Origin of the sequence: Shinella daejeonensis, assembly GCF_024281235.1 — a bacterium.
GTDB classification, from domain to species: Bacteria; Pseudomonadota; Alphaproteobacteria; order Rhizobiales; family Rhizobiaceae; genus Shinella; species Shinella daejeonensis.
Genome location: NZ_JAHWXY010000001.1, coordinates 272,313 through 288,225 on the forward strand (window position 1 = coordinate 272,313; position 15,913 = coordinate 288,225).

Annotated in this window: 17 protein-coding genes; 11 read left to right on the forward strand and 6 right to left on the reverse strand. The window is 64.1% G+C overall.

Going from position 1 to position 15,913, the window contains the following annotated elements; genetic code table 11:
- Positions 1 to 57: 57 nt before the first annotated feature.
- Positions 58 to 2,643: a sensor domain-containing protein gene (locus tag KYK29_RS01360; protein ID WP_254689055.1), complete on the forward strand. Its 2,586-nt coding sequence runs from the start codon at positions 58 to 60 to the stop codon at positions 2,641 to 2,643.
- An 81-nt stretch (positions 2,644 to 2,724) separates the two neighbouring features.
- Here KYK29_RS01360 and KYK29_RS01365 read toward each other — a convergent pair whose 3' ends face one another.
- On the reverse strand, positions 2,725 to 3,045 hold the full coding sequence (locus KYK29_RS01365) for a DUF1476 domain-containing protein (protein ID WP_254689056.1): 321 nt from the start codon (positions 3,043 to 3,045) through the stop codon (positions 2,725 to 2,727).
- A gap of 225 nt (positions 3,046 to 3,270) precedes the next feature.
- On the opposite strand from KYK29_RS01365, the gene purC reads away from it, so the two are divergent.
- The 10 genes from purC to KYK29_RS01415 all read left to right on the forward strand — a co-directional run bounded on the left by purC (position 3,271) and on the right by KYK29_RS01415 (position 10,669).
- Positions 3,271 to 4,035, forward strand: coding sequence for a phosphoribosylaminoimidazolesuccinocarboxamide synthase (gene purC, locus KYK29_RS01370; protein ID WP_254689057.1), 765 nt, complete (start codon positions 3,271 to 3,273; stop codon positions 4,033 to 4,035).
- 26 nt (positions 4,036 to 4,061) lie between these two features.
- The gene (gene purS / locus KYK29_RS01375; RefSeq protein ID WP_254689058.1) at positions 4,062 to 4,304 is read left to right on the forward strand and encodes a phosphoribosylformylglycinamidine synthase subunit PurS; all 243 of its coding nucleotides are present in this window, start codon (positions 4,062 to 4,064) and stop codon (positions 4,302 to 4,304) included.
- A gap of 113 nt (positions 4,305 to 4,417) precedes the next feature.
- On the forward strand, positions 4,418 to 5,089 hold the full coding sequence (gene purQ, locus KYK29_RS01380; RefSeq protein WP_254689059.1) for a phosphoribosylformylglycinamidine synthase subunit PurQ: 672 nt from the start codon (positions 4,418 to 4,420) through the stop codon (positions 5,087 to 5,089).
- Between the two features lie 65 nt (positions 5,090 to 5,154).
- A complete protein-coding gene (locus KYK29_RS01385) occupies positions 5,155 to 5,541 on the forward strand; it encodes a hypothetical protein (RefSeq protein ID WP_254689060.1) in 387 nt (128 codons plus the stop codon).
- Between the two features lie 16 nt (positions 5,542 to 5,557).
- Entirely contained in the window at positions 5,558 to 5,905 is a 348-nt protein-coding gene (arsC, locus tag KYK29_RS01390; protein ID WP_254690046.1) for an arsenate reductase (glutaredoxin), read from the forward strand.
- Between the two features lie 102 nt (positions 5,906 to 6,007).
- Positions 6,008 to 8,227: a phosphoribosylformylglycinamidine synthase subunit PurL gene (purL, locus tag KYK29_RS01395; protein WP_254689061.1), complete on the forward strand. Its 2,220-nt coding sequence runs from the start codon at positions 6,008 to 6,010 to the stop codon at positions 8,225 to 8,227.
- Between the two features lie 140 nt (positions 8,228 to 8,367).
- Positions 8,368 to 8,601 carry a BolA/IbaG family iron-sulfur metabolism protein gene (locus tag KYK29_RS01400; protein ID WP_254689062.1) on the forward strand — a complete coding sequence of 78 codons (234 nt, stop codon included), beginning with the start codon at positions 8,368 to 8,370 and terminating at the stop codon, positions 8,599 to 8,601.
- Between the two features lie 7 nt (positions 8,602 to 8,608).
- A complete protein-coding gene (locus KYK29_RS01405; RefSeq protein WP_254689063.1) occupies positions 8,609 to 8,821 on the forward strand; it encodes a hypothetical protein in 213 nt (70 codons plus the stop codon).
- A 181-nt stretch (positions 8,822 to 9,002) separates the two neighbouring features.
- Complete coding sequence (grxD, locus tag KYK29_RS01410) at positions 9,003 to 9,338, forward strand: Grx4 family monothiol glutaredoxin (protein ID WP_254689064.1); 336 nt, start codon at positions 9,003 to 9,005, stop codon at positions 9,336 to 9,338.
- Between the two features lie 125 nt (positions 9,339 to 9,463).
- Positions 9,464 to 10,669 (forward strand): multidrug effflux MFS transporter, encoded by a 1,206-nt coding sequence (locus tag KYK29_RS01415; protein WP_254690047.1) that lies wholly within the window; start codon positions 9,464 to 9,466, stop codon positions 10,667 to 10,669.
- 66 nt (positions 10,670 to 10,735) lie between these two features.
- Here the strand turns inward: KYK29_RS01415 and KYK29_RS01420 are convergent, their stop codons facing one another.
- The 5 genes from KYK29_RS01420 to KYK29_RS01440 form a co-directional block, all read right to left on the reverse strand.
- Positions 10,736 to 11,557, reverse strand: coding sequence for an inositol monophosphatase family protein (locus KYK29_RS01420; protein WP_254689065.1), 822 nt, complete (start codon positions 11,555 to 11,557; stop codon positions 10,736 to 10,738).
- Positions 11,544 to 12,416 (reverse strand): tRNA 2-thiocytidine(32) synthetase TtcA, encoded by an 873-nt coding sequence (gene ttcA, locus KYK29_RS01425; protein WP_254689066.1) that lies wholly within the window; start codon positions 12,414 to 12,416, stop codon positions 11,544 to 11,546. The genes KYK29_RS01420 and ttcA overlap by 14 nt, the downstream gene beginning before the upstream one ends.
- Before the next feature lie 53 nt (positions 12,417 to 12,469).
- Positions 12,470 to 13,399: a glutaminase gene (locus tag KYK29_RS01430; RefSeq protein WP_254689067.1), complete on the reverse strand. Its 930-nt coding sequence runs from the start codon at positions 13,397 to 13,399 to the stop codon at positions 12,470 to 12,472.
- Between the two features lie 87 nt (positions 13,400 to 13,486).
- The gene (gene rpsD / locus KYK29_RS01435) at positions 13,487 to 14,104 is read right to left on the reverse strand and encodes a 30S ribosomal protein S4 (RefSeq protein WP_254689068.1); all 618 of its coding nucleotides are present in this window, start codon (positions 14,102 to 14,104) and stop codon (positions 13,487 to 13,489) included.
- A 225-nt stretch (positions 14,105 to 14,329) separates the two neighbouring features.
- Complete coding sequence (locus tag KYK29_RS01440) at positions 14,330 to 15,841, reverse strand: ATP-binding protein (protein ID WP_254689069.1); 1,512 nt, start codon at positions 15,839 to 15,841, stop codon at positions 14,330 to 14,332.
- Positions 15,842 to 15,913: the final 72 nt, after the last annotated feature.

The following is a 15,913-nucleotide window of genomic DNA, read 5'->3' on the forward strand; positions in this document are numbered from 1 at the left end:
ACTTCATAGAGTTTTGCCAGTCTCCCGGCGTCGAGTCACGAGCAGGCATCGCGCTTCATGGTAAAATCGCCCGGCCCCGCCGCCATTGCCACACCGGATGCGGCGGACCTCCGCGAAACCGGCGCCCCTTTTTCCCGATCCGCCTTTGGATTTGCGACACTGTCGGCCGACGGGCGCATTCTTTATGCCAACGCCGCCTTCCTGCGCGCCCTGCATCTGCAAGCCGGCAGCGATCTTCCCCTGCTTGAGGACATCGTCTCGCCGAAGGACCACGCGGCGCTGGAACAGGCGCTGGAAGACCGGCAGGCCGAACAGGCCCCCTGGGAAATCCGCTTCCGGCGCGCCGATCGCAGCGAATTCTGGGTGCTCGCATCCTTCACATCGGCCGGAAAGGCGGACGCGGACCGGGGCGTTGCCCGTCTTCTCCAGACGGTGGATATCGACGAGCGCAAGCGCAACACCCTTGAACTCTGCGAACGCGAGGCGCGCTGGAACCAGGCGCTTGAATCGGCCGGCCAGGGCGTATGGGACCATGACTTCGCCCGAAACTCTCTTTTCTATTCCCGCCAGTGGCGTTCCATCCGCGGGATCGACGCCGACGAACAGCCGGATTTCTCCCTTTCCAACTGGATCGGCAATGTTCACCCCGACGATCGGGCGCATGTCATCGCGGAAATCAACCGGCAGGAAAGCGGCGAGACGCCGTTCAACGTCTTCGCCTATCGCGAGAAGCATCGCGACGGCCACTGGATCTGGATCGAAAGCCGTGGCGCGGTCGTTGAATATGGCGACGACGGCAAGCCGAGCCGGACCGCCGGAACCGATACGGACATCACCGATCGCAAGGAGGCCGAGGAACGGCTCGCCCAGCTTTCGCATCGTCTCGCCCTGGCGTTCCAGGTCTCGAATTTCGGGGTTTTCGACGTCAACCTGCGGACCGGCGAAGTGAAATGGGATGACCGGATCATGGAAATCTACGGCATGACGGAAACGCCCGACGCCACCAGCTGGGAAGCAGCGCTGCACCCGGAGGATCGCCGGAAGGCGGTGACGAAGGTCGAGCGCGGCCTTGCCAGCCGTCGGGATTTTCCCAACGCCTTTCGCATCATCCGCGGTGACGGCGAAATCCGCCACATTCGCGGGCGCTCCACCCATTATATCGATCTGGCCGGCATACCGCACCTCATCGGCGCCAACTGGGACGTCACGGAGGACGTCCGGGTCCAGGAAGAACTCAAGCATGCCCGGGATCTCGCAGAGGCGCGCAACGTCGAGCTTGAGGCAGCCCGGGACCGGATCGAATATACGGCGCTGCACGATCATCTGACCGGCCTTCCGAACCGCCGCTACCTCGACCGCGTCATCGGGGCGGCCGCCGGCGAGGCGCGGCACACCGGCGAGCGGCTTGCCGTCCTGCACATTGACCTCGACCGTTTCAAGGAAATCAACGACACGCTCGGCCATCTCGCCGGCGACCGCATGCTGAGCCATGCTGCAGCCGTGCTGACCTTGCTGAAGAGGCCCGACGATTTTGTCGCCCGCATCGGCGGCGACGAGTTCGTCTTCCTCGCACGCGGCGCGGCAAAGAGAAATCTCTCCGCCCTCGCCGACCGGATCGTCACCGAAATGCGCAAGCCCGTGCCCTTCGAGGGCCATGTCTGCCGCTTCGGCGCAAGCGTCGGCATCGCCAGTCAGGCCGGCGAGGCCATCGATCCCCGCCAGTTGCTCCTCAATGCCGATCTGGCCCTCTACCGCGCCAAGAATCGCGGCCGCGGCCGGCATGAATTCTTCACGAACGATATCCAGGCGCAGATCATCGTCACCAAGCAGACGGCGGACGACATTCTCGCCGGCATCGAGCAGCGACGCTTCCTGCCCTATTATCAGCCGCAATTCTGCGCCAGGACACTCGATATCGTCAGCCTCGAGACGCTGGCGCGCTGGAACCATCCCACACGCGGCATCCTTGGCCCGGACGCCTTCCTGAAGATCGCCGAGGATCTCGATTGCGTGGCGACGATCGACGGGATCGTGCTGGAAAAGGCGCTTGACGATTTCGCCCGCTGGGAGGAGCGCGGTCTCGGCATCCACCGGATATCGACCAACGTCTCGGCAAAGCGCCTGCATGATCCCGAATTGCGCCACACCCTGCGCCGCCTTCCCATCCGGCCGCAGACCCTTTCGTTCGAATTGCTGGAATCGATTTTCCTCGATGATTGCGACCGCACCGTGCTGGAAAACCTCGCGGAAATCCGCCGTCTCGGCATCGATATCGAGATCGACGACTTCGGCACCGGCCACGCCTCGATCATCAGCCTGCTGAAACTCGGCCCCCGCCGGTTGAAGATCGACCGCCAGCTGGTGAAGCCGGTCAACCGCTCGCCGGGCCAGCGCAAGCTGGTCGGCACGATCATCGAGATCGGCCGCTCACTTGATATCGAGGTCATCGCCGAGGGCGTAGAGACCTCGGCGCATGTCGCGATCCTGCGGGACCTCGGATGCAACATCCTTCAGGGGTTCGCCCTTGCCCGCCCGCTTCCCGCCGAGGCGATAGCGGATTTCGTCTTGGGCCAGCAGTGGCGTGAGGCCGCCGCCGTCTACCCTTTCCCGCCCGATCTGCGCCGGACGCATGCTCGCCTTTGAACGGGGCGAGCCCGTGAAAAAGCCGCCCGGCTGAACCGAGCGGCTTTTCGATGTCTGTCGATGCGACCGTGACGCGAGGCGTCAGTCGGCTTCCAGCTGGGCGATGGCGACGGCGAGCAGTTCGATCAGCTGCGTGCGGATGTCGTCCTCGCTGCGGGCGATGCCGGCGGCGTCGAAATCCGCCTTGATCTTGCGCACGACGTCCTCGTGGCCGGCCTCCTCGAAATCGGCGGCCACAACCTCTCTGGCATAGGCGTCGGCGGCTTCTCCCGTCTTGCCGAGCAGGCCGGCGGCCCAAAGGCCGACAAGCTTGTTGCGGCGGGCCTCGGCCTTGAAGCGCAGTTCCTCGTCAAGCGCGAACTTGGCTTCATAGGCCTTCATGCGATCCTGCAAATTGGTCATCTGGGACTCCCGTAGATTCTCTTTCCCGAAGGGTTGCTTTCCCCATAAAACAAAACCCCGGCAAAAGTGCAAATAGGAAGTTTGTGACCGGCGCAACAGCCCGAAAAGCCTGAAATGAGGGGATGGCACGTCACGCCGATTGTTAAACTCCGGCATTTCGTTTAAGGGAGCGCGAAAGACCGACAGCGGCGCGCGCCCAAGCGCGCCAGAACAGAGATAAAATCCATGAACCGTCGCCGCCGTATCTACGAGGGCAAGGCCAAGATTCTTTATGAGGGTCCTGAGCCGGGCACCCTGATCCAGTTCTTCAAGGATGACGCCACCGCGTTCAACCGCAAGAAGCACGACGTCATTGACGGCAAGGGTGTGCTGAACAACCGGATTTCCGAATATATCTTCACGCAGCTCAACAAGATGGGCATCCCGACCCATTTCATCCGCTGCCTCAACATGCGCGAGCAACTGATCAAGGAAGTGGAGATCATTCCGCTCGAGGTCGTCGTGCGCAACGTGGCGGCCGGCTCGCTCTCCAAGCGCCTCGGCATCGACGAAGGCACGGTCCTGCCCCGCTCGATCATCGAGTTCTACTTCAAGGCGGATGCGCTTGAGGATCCGATGGTTTCCGAAGAGCACATCACCGCCTTCGGCTGGGCGAGCCCGCAGGAACTCGATGACATCATGGCGCTCGCCATCCGCGTCAACGATTTCCTCTCCGGCCTTTTCCTCGGCGTCGGCATCCAGCTCGTCGATTTCAAGATCGAATGCGGCCGCCTCTACGAGGGCGACATGATGCGCATCATCATCGCCGACGAGATTTCCCCCGACAGCTGCCGCCTCTGGGACATCGCGACCCAGGAGCGGATGGACAAGGACCGCTTCCGCAGCGACATGGGCGGACTGGTCGAAGCCTATCAGGAAGTGGCCCGCCGCCTCGGCATCATGAATGCGAACGAACCGCTGCGCGGCACCGGGCCGGTTCTCGTCAAGTAAACGTCCCAACACTGGAAGAGTAGAACATGATCAAGGCACGTGTAACGGTGACGCTCAAGAACGGCGTGCTCGACCCGCAGGGCAAGGCCATCGAAGGCGCGCTCGGCAGCCTCGGCTTCGAGGGCGTTCATCAGGTCCGCCAGGGCAAGGTCTTCGATCTGGAACTCGACACGGCCGACCGCGCGAAGGCCGAAGCCGACCTCACGGCGATGTGCGAGAAGCTTCTGGCCAACACGGTGATCGAAAACTATACTATCGCCTTTCCCTGAGGGTTGAAGGGACCGAGGGCGGACTCCGGTTTCGCAAAGCCGACACCCGGGCTCCGACCGTATCGACAACCGCCTCGAACAGCAGAGGCCCAGGCAAGGTTTGAGCCACACCCATGAGATCCGCCGTCGTCCAGCTTCCCGGCCTTAATCGCGACCGCGACATGATCGCGGCGCTGACCAAGATTTCCGGCACCGCTCCGGTCACCGTCTGGCAGACGGAAACCGAGCTGCCCGATGTCGATCTCATCGTCATTCCCGGCGGCTTTTCCTATGGCGACTATCTGCGCTGCGGCGCGATCGCCGCGCGCATGCCGATCATGCAGGCGATCAAGGCCAGGGCCGAAGCCGGCGTGAAGGTGCTCGGCGTCTGCAACGGTTTCCAGATCCTGCTTGAAGCCGGCTTGCTGCCGGGCGCGCTAATGCGCAACGCCTCGCTGAAATTCGTCTGCCGCGAGGTGAAGCTGGAGGTGGTTAACGCCGAGACCGATTTCACCCGGGCCTATGCGCAGGGCCAGATCATCCGCTGCCCCGTCGCCCACCATGACGGCAACTATTTTACCGACGCGGAGACGCTCGCGGCGATCGAAGGCAACGGTCAGGTCGTCTTCCGCTATGCGGAAGGCACGAATCCGAACGGCTCGATCAACGATATCGCCGGCGTCATGAACGCGAAGGGCAATGTGCTCGGCCTCATGCCCCATCCGGAAAACCTGATCGAGGCCGCTCACGGCGGCGGCGACGGCCGCGGCCTCTTCGCCTCCGCCCTGAACGTCATCGCCGCCTGATCCTTCCTGCACGTCCCGCCCCGCGGCAAGCCAAGGGGTGCATGTCCCGTCATCAAGGAGCCGCCATGCGCCTCGCCCCGACGAAGCTCCTCGTGACGCTCGCGACAGCGGCGGCCCTTGCCGCCTGCCAGTCGAAGGCGCCACCCGCGGTCGACCGGGCGGCCCTGCCCACCATGGAGCGGGTCGCGCTCGGCGCCAGCGCCTGCTGGTTCAAGTCGGGCGACGCCGCCTTCAAGGCCTATCGTCTCGCACCGGAACTCAACTCCTTCACCGGCCGGCCGCGCATCCTGCTGGTCCATCGCAACGCACCGGAATCCCGCCCCCTTCTCGTGGTCCAGGCGGAAGGCAATCCCGCCAGGCTCGACGCCTTCGGGCCGCTGATGGGCGAGCCGGCGGCCGCCCGCATCGAAACCGATGTCAAACGCTGGGCGTCCGGTGGTAAAAACTGCTGAGGAGCGTCCGACGATGATGAAAGCCCGAATTCTGCACAATCCGCGCTGTTCCACCTCACGCGCCGTCCTCGAGCAACTTCGCGCTGCCGGTATCGAGCCGGAGATCGTGGAATATCTGAAGACGCCGCCGTCACGCGAGGAGCTTCTCGCCATGCTGGTGGCGATGGAAGCCGGCCCCCGCGACATCCTGCGCGCCAGGGAGCCGCTGGCGGCCGAACTCGGCCTTCTCGCCCCGGAGCGCTCCGACCGTGAATTGCTCGATGCGCTTGCCGACAATCCGGTGCTGATCGAGCGGCCGATCGTCATCACCGAGAAGGGCGTCCGCCTGTGCCGCCCGGCCGAACGGCTACAGGAAATCCTCTGACCGCCGGGCGGTCTGCCGAATGCGGCATTTTCCTGTCGCGCCAGGGGGCGGCATAGGCTAAAGAGACCGCAAAGCCAGCCCTCCTAGACAAGACGAGCGACGATGACCATTTCCAACACCCGCCCGATCACCCCGGAGTTGATTGCCGCCCACGGATTGAAGCCCGATGAGTACGAACGGATCCTCTCGCTGATCGGCCGTGAGCCGACCTTCACCGAGCTTGGCATCTTTTCGGCCATGTGGAACGAGCACTGCTCCTACAAGTCCTCCAAGAAATGGCTGCGCACCCTGCCGACCACCGGCGCGCGCGTCATCCAGGGGCCGGGCGAGAACGCCGGGGTCGTCGATATCGACGATGGCGACTGCGTGGTCTTCAAGATGGAAAGCCACAACCATCCGTCCTATATCGAACCCTATCAGGGCGCGGCGACAGGCGTCGGCGGCATCCTGCGCGACGTCTTCACCATGGGCGCGCGGCCGATCGCCGCGATGAACGCCCTGCGCTTCGGTGAGCCCGACCATCCGAAGACCCGTCATCTCGTTTCCGGCGTCGTCTCCGGCGTCGGCGGCTACGGCAACGCCTTCGGCGTGCCGACCGTCGGCGGCGAGGTCGAATTCGACGCGCGCTACAACGGCAACATCCTCGTCAACGCCTTTGCCGCCGGATTGGCGAAGTCCGACGCGATCTTCTATTCCAAGGCGGAGGGCGTCGGCCTGCCCGTCGTCTATCTCGGCGCCAAGACCGGCCGCGACGGGGTCGGCGGCGCAACCATGGCGTCCGCCGAATTCGACGAATCCATCGATGAAAAGCGCCCGACCGTTCAGGTCGGCGACCCCTTCACGGAAAAATGCCTTCTGGAGGCCTGCCTCGAACTGATGCAGACCGGCGCGGTCATCGCCATTCAGGACATGGGGGCGGCCGGCCTCACCTGCTCCGCCGTCGAGATGGGCGCCAAGGGCGACCTCGGCATCGAACTGACGCTCGACCATGTGCCGGTGCGTGAAGAACGGATGACGGCCTACGAGATGATGCTGTCGGAAAGCCAGGAGCGCATGCTCATGGTGCTGAAGCCGGAGAAGGAAGAGGAAGCCAAGGCGATCTTCGTCAAATGGGGCCTCGACTTCGCCATCGTCGGCAAGACCACGGACGACCTGCGCTTCCGCGTCCTGCACGAGGGCGAGGAGGTCGCCAACCTTCCCATCAAGGAACTGGGCGACGAGGCTCCCGAATATGACCGCCCCTGGCGCGAGCCGAGCCGGCCCGCCCCGCTGCCGGCCTCGCTCGTCGCCGAGCCGGAAGACTACGGCCTCGCCCTTCTCCAGCTGGTGGGCTCGCCCAACCAGTCGAGCCGCCGCTGGGTCTACGAGCAGTACGACACGCTGATCCAGGGCAATTCGCTCCAGCTTCCGGGCGGCGACGCGGGCGTCGTCCGGGTCGAGGGCCATCCGACCAAGGCGCTGGCCTTCTCCTCCGACGTAACGCCGCGCTATGTCGAGGCCGACCCCTTCGAGGGCGGCAAGCAGGCGGTCGCCGAATGCTGGCGCAACATCACGGCGACGGGGGCCGAACCGCTCGCCGCCACGGACAACCTCAACTTCGGCAATCCCGAGCGGCCCGAGATCATGGGCCAGCTGGTCAAGGCGATCGAAGGCATCGGCGAGGCCTGCCGCGCGCTGTCCTTCCCCATCGTCTCCGGCAACGTCTCGCTCTATAACGAGACCAACGGCGAGGGAATCCTGCCGACCCCGACCATCGCCGGCGTCGGTCTCCTGCCCGACTGGTCGCGGATGGCGCGCATCGGTTCGGCGCATGACGGCGACCATCTGGTCCTGATCGGCGGCGACGGCACGCATCTCGGCCAGTCCGTCTATCTGCGCGACGTGCTCGGCATCGCCGACGGTCCCGCCCCGGAGGTCGACCTGCATGCCGAGCGCCGCAATGGCGACTTCGTACGCGCGGCGATCAACAACGGGCAGATCACCGCCTGCCACGACATCTCCTCGGGCGGCCTTGCCGTCACGCTGGCGGAAATGGTCATGGCCTCCGGCAAGGGCGCGCAGATCGATCTTTCGGCGGCCGGCGGCCCGGCGCACGCGCTGCTGTTCGGCGAGGATCAGGCCCGCTACGTGATCACCGTCCCGGCGGATCTGGCGAATTTCATCTGCGCCAATGCCGAGGGCATGGGCGTTCCCTTCCGCCGCATCGGCAAGGTGGGCGGCGACGCGCTGACCGTCACGGGCCTCTTCTCCGTGACGATCCCGGACCTGCGCGATGCGCACGAATCCTGGTTCCCCGCCTTCATGGACGGCAAGCCCGCCTGACGGCATCGAGACCGCGGGCAAACCCTTAAAACAGGCCCGTCCCCCTTGCGGGGATGGGGATGCCCGGTGCGGCATGGTTGACCTTTACCGACCGAACCTCCTATCCTTGCAGGGAAACAACGAAGCAGGAGAGTATCACCGTGGCAATGCAGGCCGGCGACATCGAGAAACTCATCAAGGAAGGCATCCCGGGCGCCAAGGTGATCATCCGCGACCTTGCCGGCGACGGCAATCACTACGCTGCCGAAGTCGTGGCGGAAAGCTTCCGTGGCAAGACACGGGTGCAGCAGCACCAGATGGTCTATGAGGCGCTGAAGGGCAATATGGGCGACGTTCTTCACGCCCTGGCGCTTCAGACGTCCGCGCCGGACTGAAGCCGCCGTGGCCGGACTTGTCGGCAGCTTCCTCCGCAGCGTGGTCAATGCCGCGCTGAAGGAGGTTTTACGCAAGACCACCGCAGGAACGGGCCGCTCTCGCGGCAGGTCCGGCGGTGGCGGCCTTCTCGGCGGCATCCTCGATGCCGTCCTGAAACCGGCGCGCAAGCCGCGCAGGCAGACCACCCGAAAGCGGTCTTCTTCAACCCGCCGCCGTTGACGCGATCCGGACAGGGCCACCTTGATGGAAAGATGCCGGAAGACCGATGGCCGGAGGCGGCAAGGCGGACGTTAACGGGTTTTTTGCCCGTCGCTGCTGGTAATCCCCGGGCCGGGTTGCTATCTAGATCGGACAGTTCATCGCATCGGCCCTTGACGCCGACTTGCCAAGGAATAGCGCTATGAGTGGCATCCACGATTTCATCGCCAACGAAGTAAAGACCAACGACGTCGTCCTGTTCATGAAGGGCACGCCGGAGTTTCCACAGTGTGGTTTTTCCGGTCAGGTCGTCCAGATTCTTGATTATGTGGGGGTCGATTACAAGGGCATCAACGTGCTTGCCGACGCCGATATCCGCCAGGGCATCAAGGACTATTCCAGCTGGCCGACAATTCCACAGCTCTATGTCAAGGGCGAGTTCGTCGGCGGTTGCGACATCATTCGCGAAATGTTCCAGGCGGGCGAATTGCAGTCGCACCTCCAGCAGCAGGGGATCGCTCTCAAGGGCGCTGCCTGATTACGCCCGACGGGCTTTCGAACAGCTTTTAAAAAGGCGCCGCTCCCAACGGCGCCTTCTCTCTTTCATGGAAAAAAATTATTATGTCAGCACTCTCGCCCGAAGCTGCCCAGCGTTTGAAGGGAATGGGCAAGATCGAGTTCATCGCCCTGATGGCGTTCCTGATGGCGCTCAATGCGCTGGCGATCGACATCATGCTCCCCGGCCTTCAGGAGATCGGCGCAAGTCTCGGCGTCGAGAATGAAAATCATCGCCAGTACGTTATATCCGCCTATCTGATCGGCTTCGCCTTCGCCCAACTCGCCTACGGCCCGATCTCCGACCGCTTCGGCCGGCGCGCACCGATGTTCTGGGGCCTTGCCATCTATATCGTCGCATCGCTTGCGGCGGTGCTCGTACCGACATTCGCCCTGCTGCTGACCGTACGCTTCATTCAGGGCATCGGTTCAGCCGCGACCAGGGTCATCACGGTCTCCATCGTCCGGGACGTTTTCGGCGGCCGCGCCATGGCCGAGATCATGTCGCTGATCATGATGGTCTTCATGGTCGTGCCGGTCATGGCGCCCGGCACGGGCCAGATCATCATGCTGTTCGGCGAGTGGCATCTGATCTTCATTTTCATGGCGGTGATAACGGCGCTCGTCTGGGCCTGGATGGCGCTGCGCCTGCCGGAAACGCTGGCCCCCGAGGACGTCCGTCCCTTCACGGCCAGATCCGTCATCGCAGGCTTCCGCATCGTTCTGACCAATCGCATCGCGCTTTGCTATACGCTCGCCAGCACCTTCATCTTCGGCGCGCTGTTCGGCTTCATCAATTCGGCGCAGCAGATCTACGTCGGCATCTACGATCTCGGCGTCTGGTTCCCCGTCGCCTTCGCCGGCGTGGCGACCTTCATGGCCTTGTCTTCCTTCGTGAATGCGCGCTTCGTCGGCCGGTTCGGCATGCGCCGCCTTTCGCATGGCGCGCTTGTCGGCTTTCTCTCCATCAACGGCCTGTGGCTGGTCCTGACGCTCCTTTGGACAGGGCCGCTGCCCTTCCCGATATTCATCACCCTCTTCGCGCTGGCGATGTTCCAGTTCGGCTGGATCGGCTCGAACTTCAATTCGCTCGCCATGGAGCCGCTCGGGCATGTCGCCGGAACCGCATCGTCGGTCCTCGGCTTCATGGGCACGGCCGGCGGCGCGGCGATCGGCGGGGTGATCGGCCAAGCCTATGACGGAACGTCGCTTCCCCTCGTCGCGGGCTTCTTCAGCGTTTCGGTAATCGGCCTCTTCTTCGTCCTGCTGGCCGAGCGCGGGCGGCTCTTCCAGCCGCACAGCAAACCGGTCTGAACGCAGCCCACGGACGGCAAAAGACCCGGCCGCATGTTCCTTGCGGCCGGGTCTTGATTTTATTCCTCAGTCGACGAAGACCTCGCGGCGTAGCAACTCCCAGCTTTCCCTGTCGGGCGCGAGCAGCAGGCCGCCCTCGACGTGATGCGGATGGTATTCCGACCCGTCGAGTCGGGCTGCATAGGCGCCTGCCTCCTGCGCGATCAGCGTCCCGGCGAGATGATCCCAGGGCATCAGCTTGTTGTACATCAGATAGTGCAGATTGCCGCCGGCGAAGGTGCGGTATTCATGCGCCGCGCAACGATAGCTGGCGGCGAAAGCCACACGGGACAGGTTCTGCATCACCCGCGCGCGCCGCTCCGGGTGGAGGGAGCCCGTGGAGGCCATTCCGGTCATCGCATCCAGCGGCACGGCGTCGCAGGCCCTCAGCCGCACGGAAGGCTTGTGGTCGCCCGTCTGCCAGGCCCCGCCGCCTTTTTCCGCAATGACGAAATCGTCGCCCATCGGATCGTAGATGACGCCGGCGACGGTCTCTCCGCCGGAAACCACCGCCGCCATGACGCCGAACAGCGGCACGCCCGAAGCGAAGTTGAACGTGCCGTCGATCGGATCGACGACGATCGCGAGATCGGCCTGTCCGAGCTTCGGCAGCAGGGACGGATCGGCGGCGACCGATTCCTCTCCCACAAACAGCGCCTCCGGGAATTGCGCCGCCACCTCACGCCCGATGAAGCGTTCCGCCGCCTCGTCGGCTTCCGTCACCAGATCGTTGGCGTCCGCCTTGGTGCGGATATCGTCCTTTGCAAGCGCGCGGAAGCGCGGGCGGATTTCCGCCGCGGCCGCCTGCGCCAGAATGAAGGCCAGGGCATTGATATCAATCGTCGTCATTGCGCTTTACCGTTTCGAGGGAGGAAAAATCGAACAATCCGGGATCGAGGAGATGCGAAGGTTTGGCGTGACCGAGCGCCCGCAGGATGGCGTCCTTGCGGCCCGGCATCCGTGCTTCGATATCGGCGAGCATCGCCTTCATGGCGTTGCGTTGCAGGCCATCCTGCGAGCCGCAAAGATCACAGGGAATGATCGGGAAACGCATGGCGACCGCGAATCGCGCCAGATCCTCCTCCGCGGCATAGGCCAGCGGACGCAGCACCATCAGGTCGCCCTCGTCATTGACGAGCTTCGGGGGCATCGTCGCAAGCCGTCCGCCATGAAACAGGTTCATGAAGAAGGTTTCGAGAATATCCTCGCGATGATGGCCGAGAACGAGCGCATCGCATCCTTCCTCCCGGGCAATGCGATAGAGATTGCCGCGCCGCAGCCGCGAGCAGAGCGAGCAATAGGTCGCTCCGGCCGGCATCTTTTCCTTCACGACCGAATAGGTGTCGCGATATTCGATCCGGTGCGGCACGCCGAGGGAGGCGAGATACTCCGGCAGGACATGCTTTGGAAAATTCGGCTGTCCCTGATCGAGATTGCAGGCGACGAGTTCGACCGGCAGCAGGCCGCGCCATTGCAGGTCCATCAGCAGCGCCAGCAGGCCGTAGCTGTCCTTGCCGCCGGAAAGGGCGACGAGCCAGCGCTTCTGGCCCTTCAGCATGGAGAAATCGTCGATGGCCTGCCGCACCTGCCGCAGCAGCCGCTTGCGCAACTTGTTGAACGAAACGCTGGAAGGCGCGTCGGCGAAAAGCGGGTGGCGTGGCGCCGCCTCCGCGCTGTCGTCTTCCGCCTCGGTGAATGCGAGCGTCATGGGCCGGTGTCCATCCTGATTGGGTTTTGCAATGCCCCGAACCGGCCGCGTAATCAAGCCCCGAAGACGGACCAGCCGGTTCGGGCGGCAAGCATTTCAAGCGCCAGCGATCCCAGCAGCGAATTGCCGTTCTCGTTGAGCCCCGGCGACCAGACGGCGATCGACGCCTTGCCGGGCGCAACGGCGAGAATGCCGCCGCCGACACCGCTCTTGGCGGGCAGCCCGACGCGATAGGCAAAGTCGCCCGAGCCGTCGTAATGACCGCAGGTCAGCATCAGCGCGTTGATGCGCCGCGCCCTCAGGTGGGAAACCACCCGGTGTCCCGTCAGGGGGTTCCTGCCATTGGCGGCAAGGAACAGGCCGGCGCGGGCAAGCTGCCGGCAACTCATGGCCAATGCGCATTGATGAAAATAGACGCCGAGCACCAGTTCCGCCGGATGATCGAGCCGGCCGAAAGCGCGCATGAAGTTGGCGAGCGCGAAATTACGGAACCCCGTGGCCTGTTCCGAACGCGCCACCGCCTGATCGACGATGATGTCGTCCTCGTCGGCGAGATAGCGCACGAAGCGAACGATCTCGCCGATCGCTTCCTTCGGCGTATGGCCGGCCAGCACCAGATCGGTCACGGCGATCGCCCCGGCATTGATGAACGGGTTGCGCGGCAGCCCCTCCTCCCGTTCGAGCTGGACGATGGAATCGAACGCTAAGCCCGATGGCTCCCGCCCGACCCGCTTCCAGAGCGCCTCACCATGCTTGCCGAGCGCCAGTGTCAGCGTGAAGACCTTGGAGATGCTCTGGATGGAGAACGGCTCCTCGGCATCGCCGGCAAGATGGACCGCGCCGTCGACTGTGACGACGGCGATCCCGAATCGCCGCGCATCGACATGCGCGAGCTGGGGAATGTAGTCGGCCACCCGGCCCTCGCCGCGCCGCGGCAGGAGCGCCGCATGGATGTCTTCCACGATGGCCTGAAGATCCGTCACGCCCACCCTCCGAAGACTATGGCCGAGAAAAGAAAAAGCCGCCCGTTTGTGGGCGGCTTCTCCGGATTTGGCAAGCTCGGCTCGCGATTAGCGCGAGTAGAACTCGACGACCAGGTTCGGTTCCATGATGACCGGGTACGGAACATCGGAAAGGGCCGGAACGCGAACGAAGGTCGCGACCATCTTGTTGTGGTCGGCATCGATGTAGTCCGGAACGTCGCGCTCGGCGAGCTGGACGGCTTCCAGCACCGAGACGAGCTGCTTGGACTTTTCGCGCACTTCGATGACGTCGCCCGGCTTGCAGCGGTAGGAACCGATGTTGACGCGGACGCCGTTGACCTTGACGTGGCCATGGTTGACAAACTGACGGGCGGCAAAGACCGTCGGAACGAACTTGGCGCGATAGACGATGGCGTCGAGGCGCGATTCCAGAAGACCGATCAGGTTTTCACCGGCGTCGCCCTTGCGACGGTTGGCTTCGACGTAGATCGCGTGGAACTGCTTCTCGCGGATATCGCCATAGTAGCCCTTCAGCTTCTGCTTGGCGCGAAGCTGAACGCCGAAGTCCGACATCTTGGACTTGCGGCGCTGGCCGTGCTGGCCGGGGCCGTATTCGCGGCGATTGACCGGGGACTTCGGACGGCCCCAGATGTTTTCGCCCATGCGGCGGTCGATTTTATACTTGGATGCAGCGCGCTTGCTCATCGCATTTCCTTATCAGTAGGTTAGTCCGGTTTATTTCCAAACCGGTTCAAGGAAACACGCCCTCCTCTGAATCCCTTTTTCAAGCGATTCTGACAGGTTTCTCACGATCGCGACCGGAGAAGCCACGGGACATGTCAAATGAAATACCGGACATCGCTGCCCGGTATCGGCGCGTCAGTAGGCGGATTTTCGTGCTTTGTCAACGCGCACAGCCCGAAATCCCAGCTATTCCGCCGCATCGCGGTGGCTTTGCGCCCTGTCCGGCGCGTTGGCGTCGCCGGGAAGCGTTTCGCAACCGAGGTCCGGAAAAGCCACGATCCTGTGACCGGCCAGATCGCTATGCACGACCACAAGCCCCTGCTCTTCGAAATAGCCGAGCAGGCGGCGCGCGCGGCGGGCCGAATGGGTTCCGTAGGCGCGGGCGATCATCGCGTCCGAAGGGCAGGAAAGCCCGCGCACCGCCGCCTGGGCGACCAGCAGGAACACGCCTTGCAGATCTTCGCTCACCCGGCCGGAAAGATCGAGAGCCGTTTTCCAGCTGTCGGTCGCGGCGGTTTGCGCATCGACGCCCGACCGGGCGATCGCGACCTTGCGGCGAAAAGCGGGAAGCGCCGGCGGCGCGCCCGGCACGCGCCGGATACGGCAGCGCACGAGAAAATCCTGAAACAGCTCGGCATCGGAGCGAAAGGCGGCATCGGGACCGTCGAGCACTTCGGCAAGGGCCTGTTCGATCAGGCTTTCGCGTTCCTCCGCAGAGATTTCGACAGCCGGCGCGCGCGCCGGCTCCGTCACCTGTTCGGGTCGCGCCCGGGAAAGTTCGGCAAGAATATCCGTGGTCGGCCGTGGCGCGGGCGCGACGCGTCGCGCGACGGGCCGGGAAAATTCTTCCGGATCGGGTGTGAAGATCAGGTCCTCGACATCGTCCATCTTGTCCGGCAGCGGCATCAGTTTCGGGCTGGTGGAGCGCGCCGAGGTTTCGACGGGGCCGATCGTCACCGGCAGCGGCCGGCGGGACAGCGCCGGGCCGAGCGCCACGAAAGCGCCGCGCTGGAGATCGCGGAACATTTCCGCCTGCCGGCGGTCCATGCCGAGAAGATCGGCCGCCCGCGCCATATCGATATCGAGGAAAGTCCGCCCCATCAGGAAGTTGGAGGCTTCCGCCGCCACGTTCTTGGCCAGTTTGGCGAGCCGCTGGGTCGCGATGACGCCGGCAAGCCCTCGCTTGCGGCCACGACACATCAGGTTCGTCATCGCGCCGAGAGACAGCTTTCGCGCCTCTTCCGAGACTTCCCCGCCCACGGCGGGCGCGAAAAGCTGCGCCTCGTCAACGACCACGAGCACCGGATACCAATATTCCCGGTCCGCCTCGAACAGCGCATTGAGAAAGATGCCGGCCGCACGCATCTGCTCGTCGGCCTCCAGTCCTTCCAGCGAGAGCACGCAGGAAACGCGATGCTGGCGGATCCGGTTGGCGATGCCGACAAGCTCGGCCTCGCTGCGCTCGCCATCGACGACGACATGGCCGAACCGATCCGAAAGCGTGACGAAATCGCCCTCCGGATCGATGATCACCTGCTGCACCCATTCCGCCGACTGCTCCAGCAGCCGGCGCAGCAGATGCGACTTGCCCGATCCCGAATTTCCCTGCACCAGCAGGCGCGTCGCCAGCAATTCCTCGATATCGAGCCTGGCCGGTGCGCCGCCCTGCACCGTTCCCATGTCGATGCCGACCTTCATGCCGTTCCTCGTTCCTGAAACCGTCGATTGCCCCGCAGCCGACCGGCGACCCTTAGCACTGAATCGCCCGCC

Coding starts and splice junctions, on each gene's coding strand:
- KYK29_RS01385 (WP_254689060.1), top strand. CDS start 5,155: ATGCGCCTCGCCCCGACGAAGCTCCTCGTGACGCTCGCGACAGCGGCG.
- KYK29_RS01440 (WP_254689069.1), bottom strand. CDS start 15,841: ATGAAGGTCGGCATCGACATGGGAACGGTGCAGGGCGGCGCACCGGCC.
- purL (WP_254689061.1), top strand. CDS start 6,008: ATGACCATTTCCAACACCCGCCCGATCACCCCGGAGTTGATTGCCGCC.
- ttcA (WP_254689066.1), bottom strand. CDS start 12,416: ATGACGCTCGCATTCACCGAGGCGGAAGACGACAGCGCGGAGGCGGCG.
- KYK29_RS01365 (WP_254689056.1), bottom strand. CDS start 3,045: ATGACCAATTTGCAGGATCGCATGAAGGCCTATGAAGCCAAGTTCGCG.
- KYK29_RS01415 (WP_254690047.1), top strand. CDS start 9,464: ATGGGCAAGATCGAGTTCATCGCCCTGATGGCGTTCCTGATGGCGCTC.
- arsC (WP_254690046.1), top strand. CDS start 5,558: ATGAAAGCCCGAATTCTGCACAATCCGCGCTGTTCCACCTCACGCGCC.
- rpsD (WP_254689068.1), bottom strand. CDS start 14,104: ATGAGCAAGCGCGCTGCATCCAAGTATAAAATCGACCGCCGCATGGGC.
- purC (WP_254689057.1), top strand. CDS start 3,271: ATGAACCGTCGCCGCCGTATCTACGAGGGCAAGGCCAAGATTCTTTAT.
- purQ (WP_254689059.1), top strand. CDS start 4,418: ATGAGATCCGCCGTCGTCCAGCTTCCCGGCCTTAATCGCGACCGCGAC.
- KYK29_RS01420 (WP_254689065.1), bottom strand. CDS start 11,557: ATGACGACGATTGATATCAATGCCCTGGCCTTCATTCTGGCGCAGGCG.
- grxD (WP_254689064.1), top strand. CDS start 9,003: ATGAGTGGCATCCACGATTTCATCGCCAACGAAGTAAAGACCAACGAC.
- purS (WP_254689058.1), top strand. CDS start 4,062: ATGATCAAGGCACGTGTAACGGTGACGCTCAAGAACGGCGTGCTCGAC.
- KYK29_RS01360 (WP_254689055.1), top strand. CDS start 58: ATGGTAAAATCGCCCGGCCCCGCCGCCATTGCCACACCGGATGCGGCG.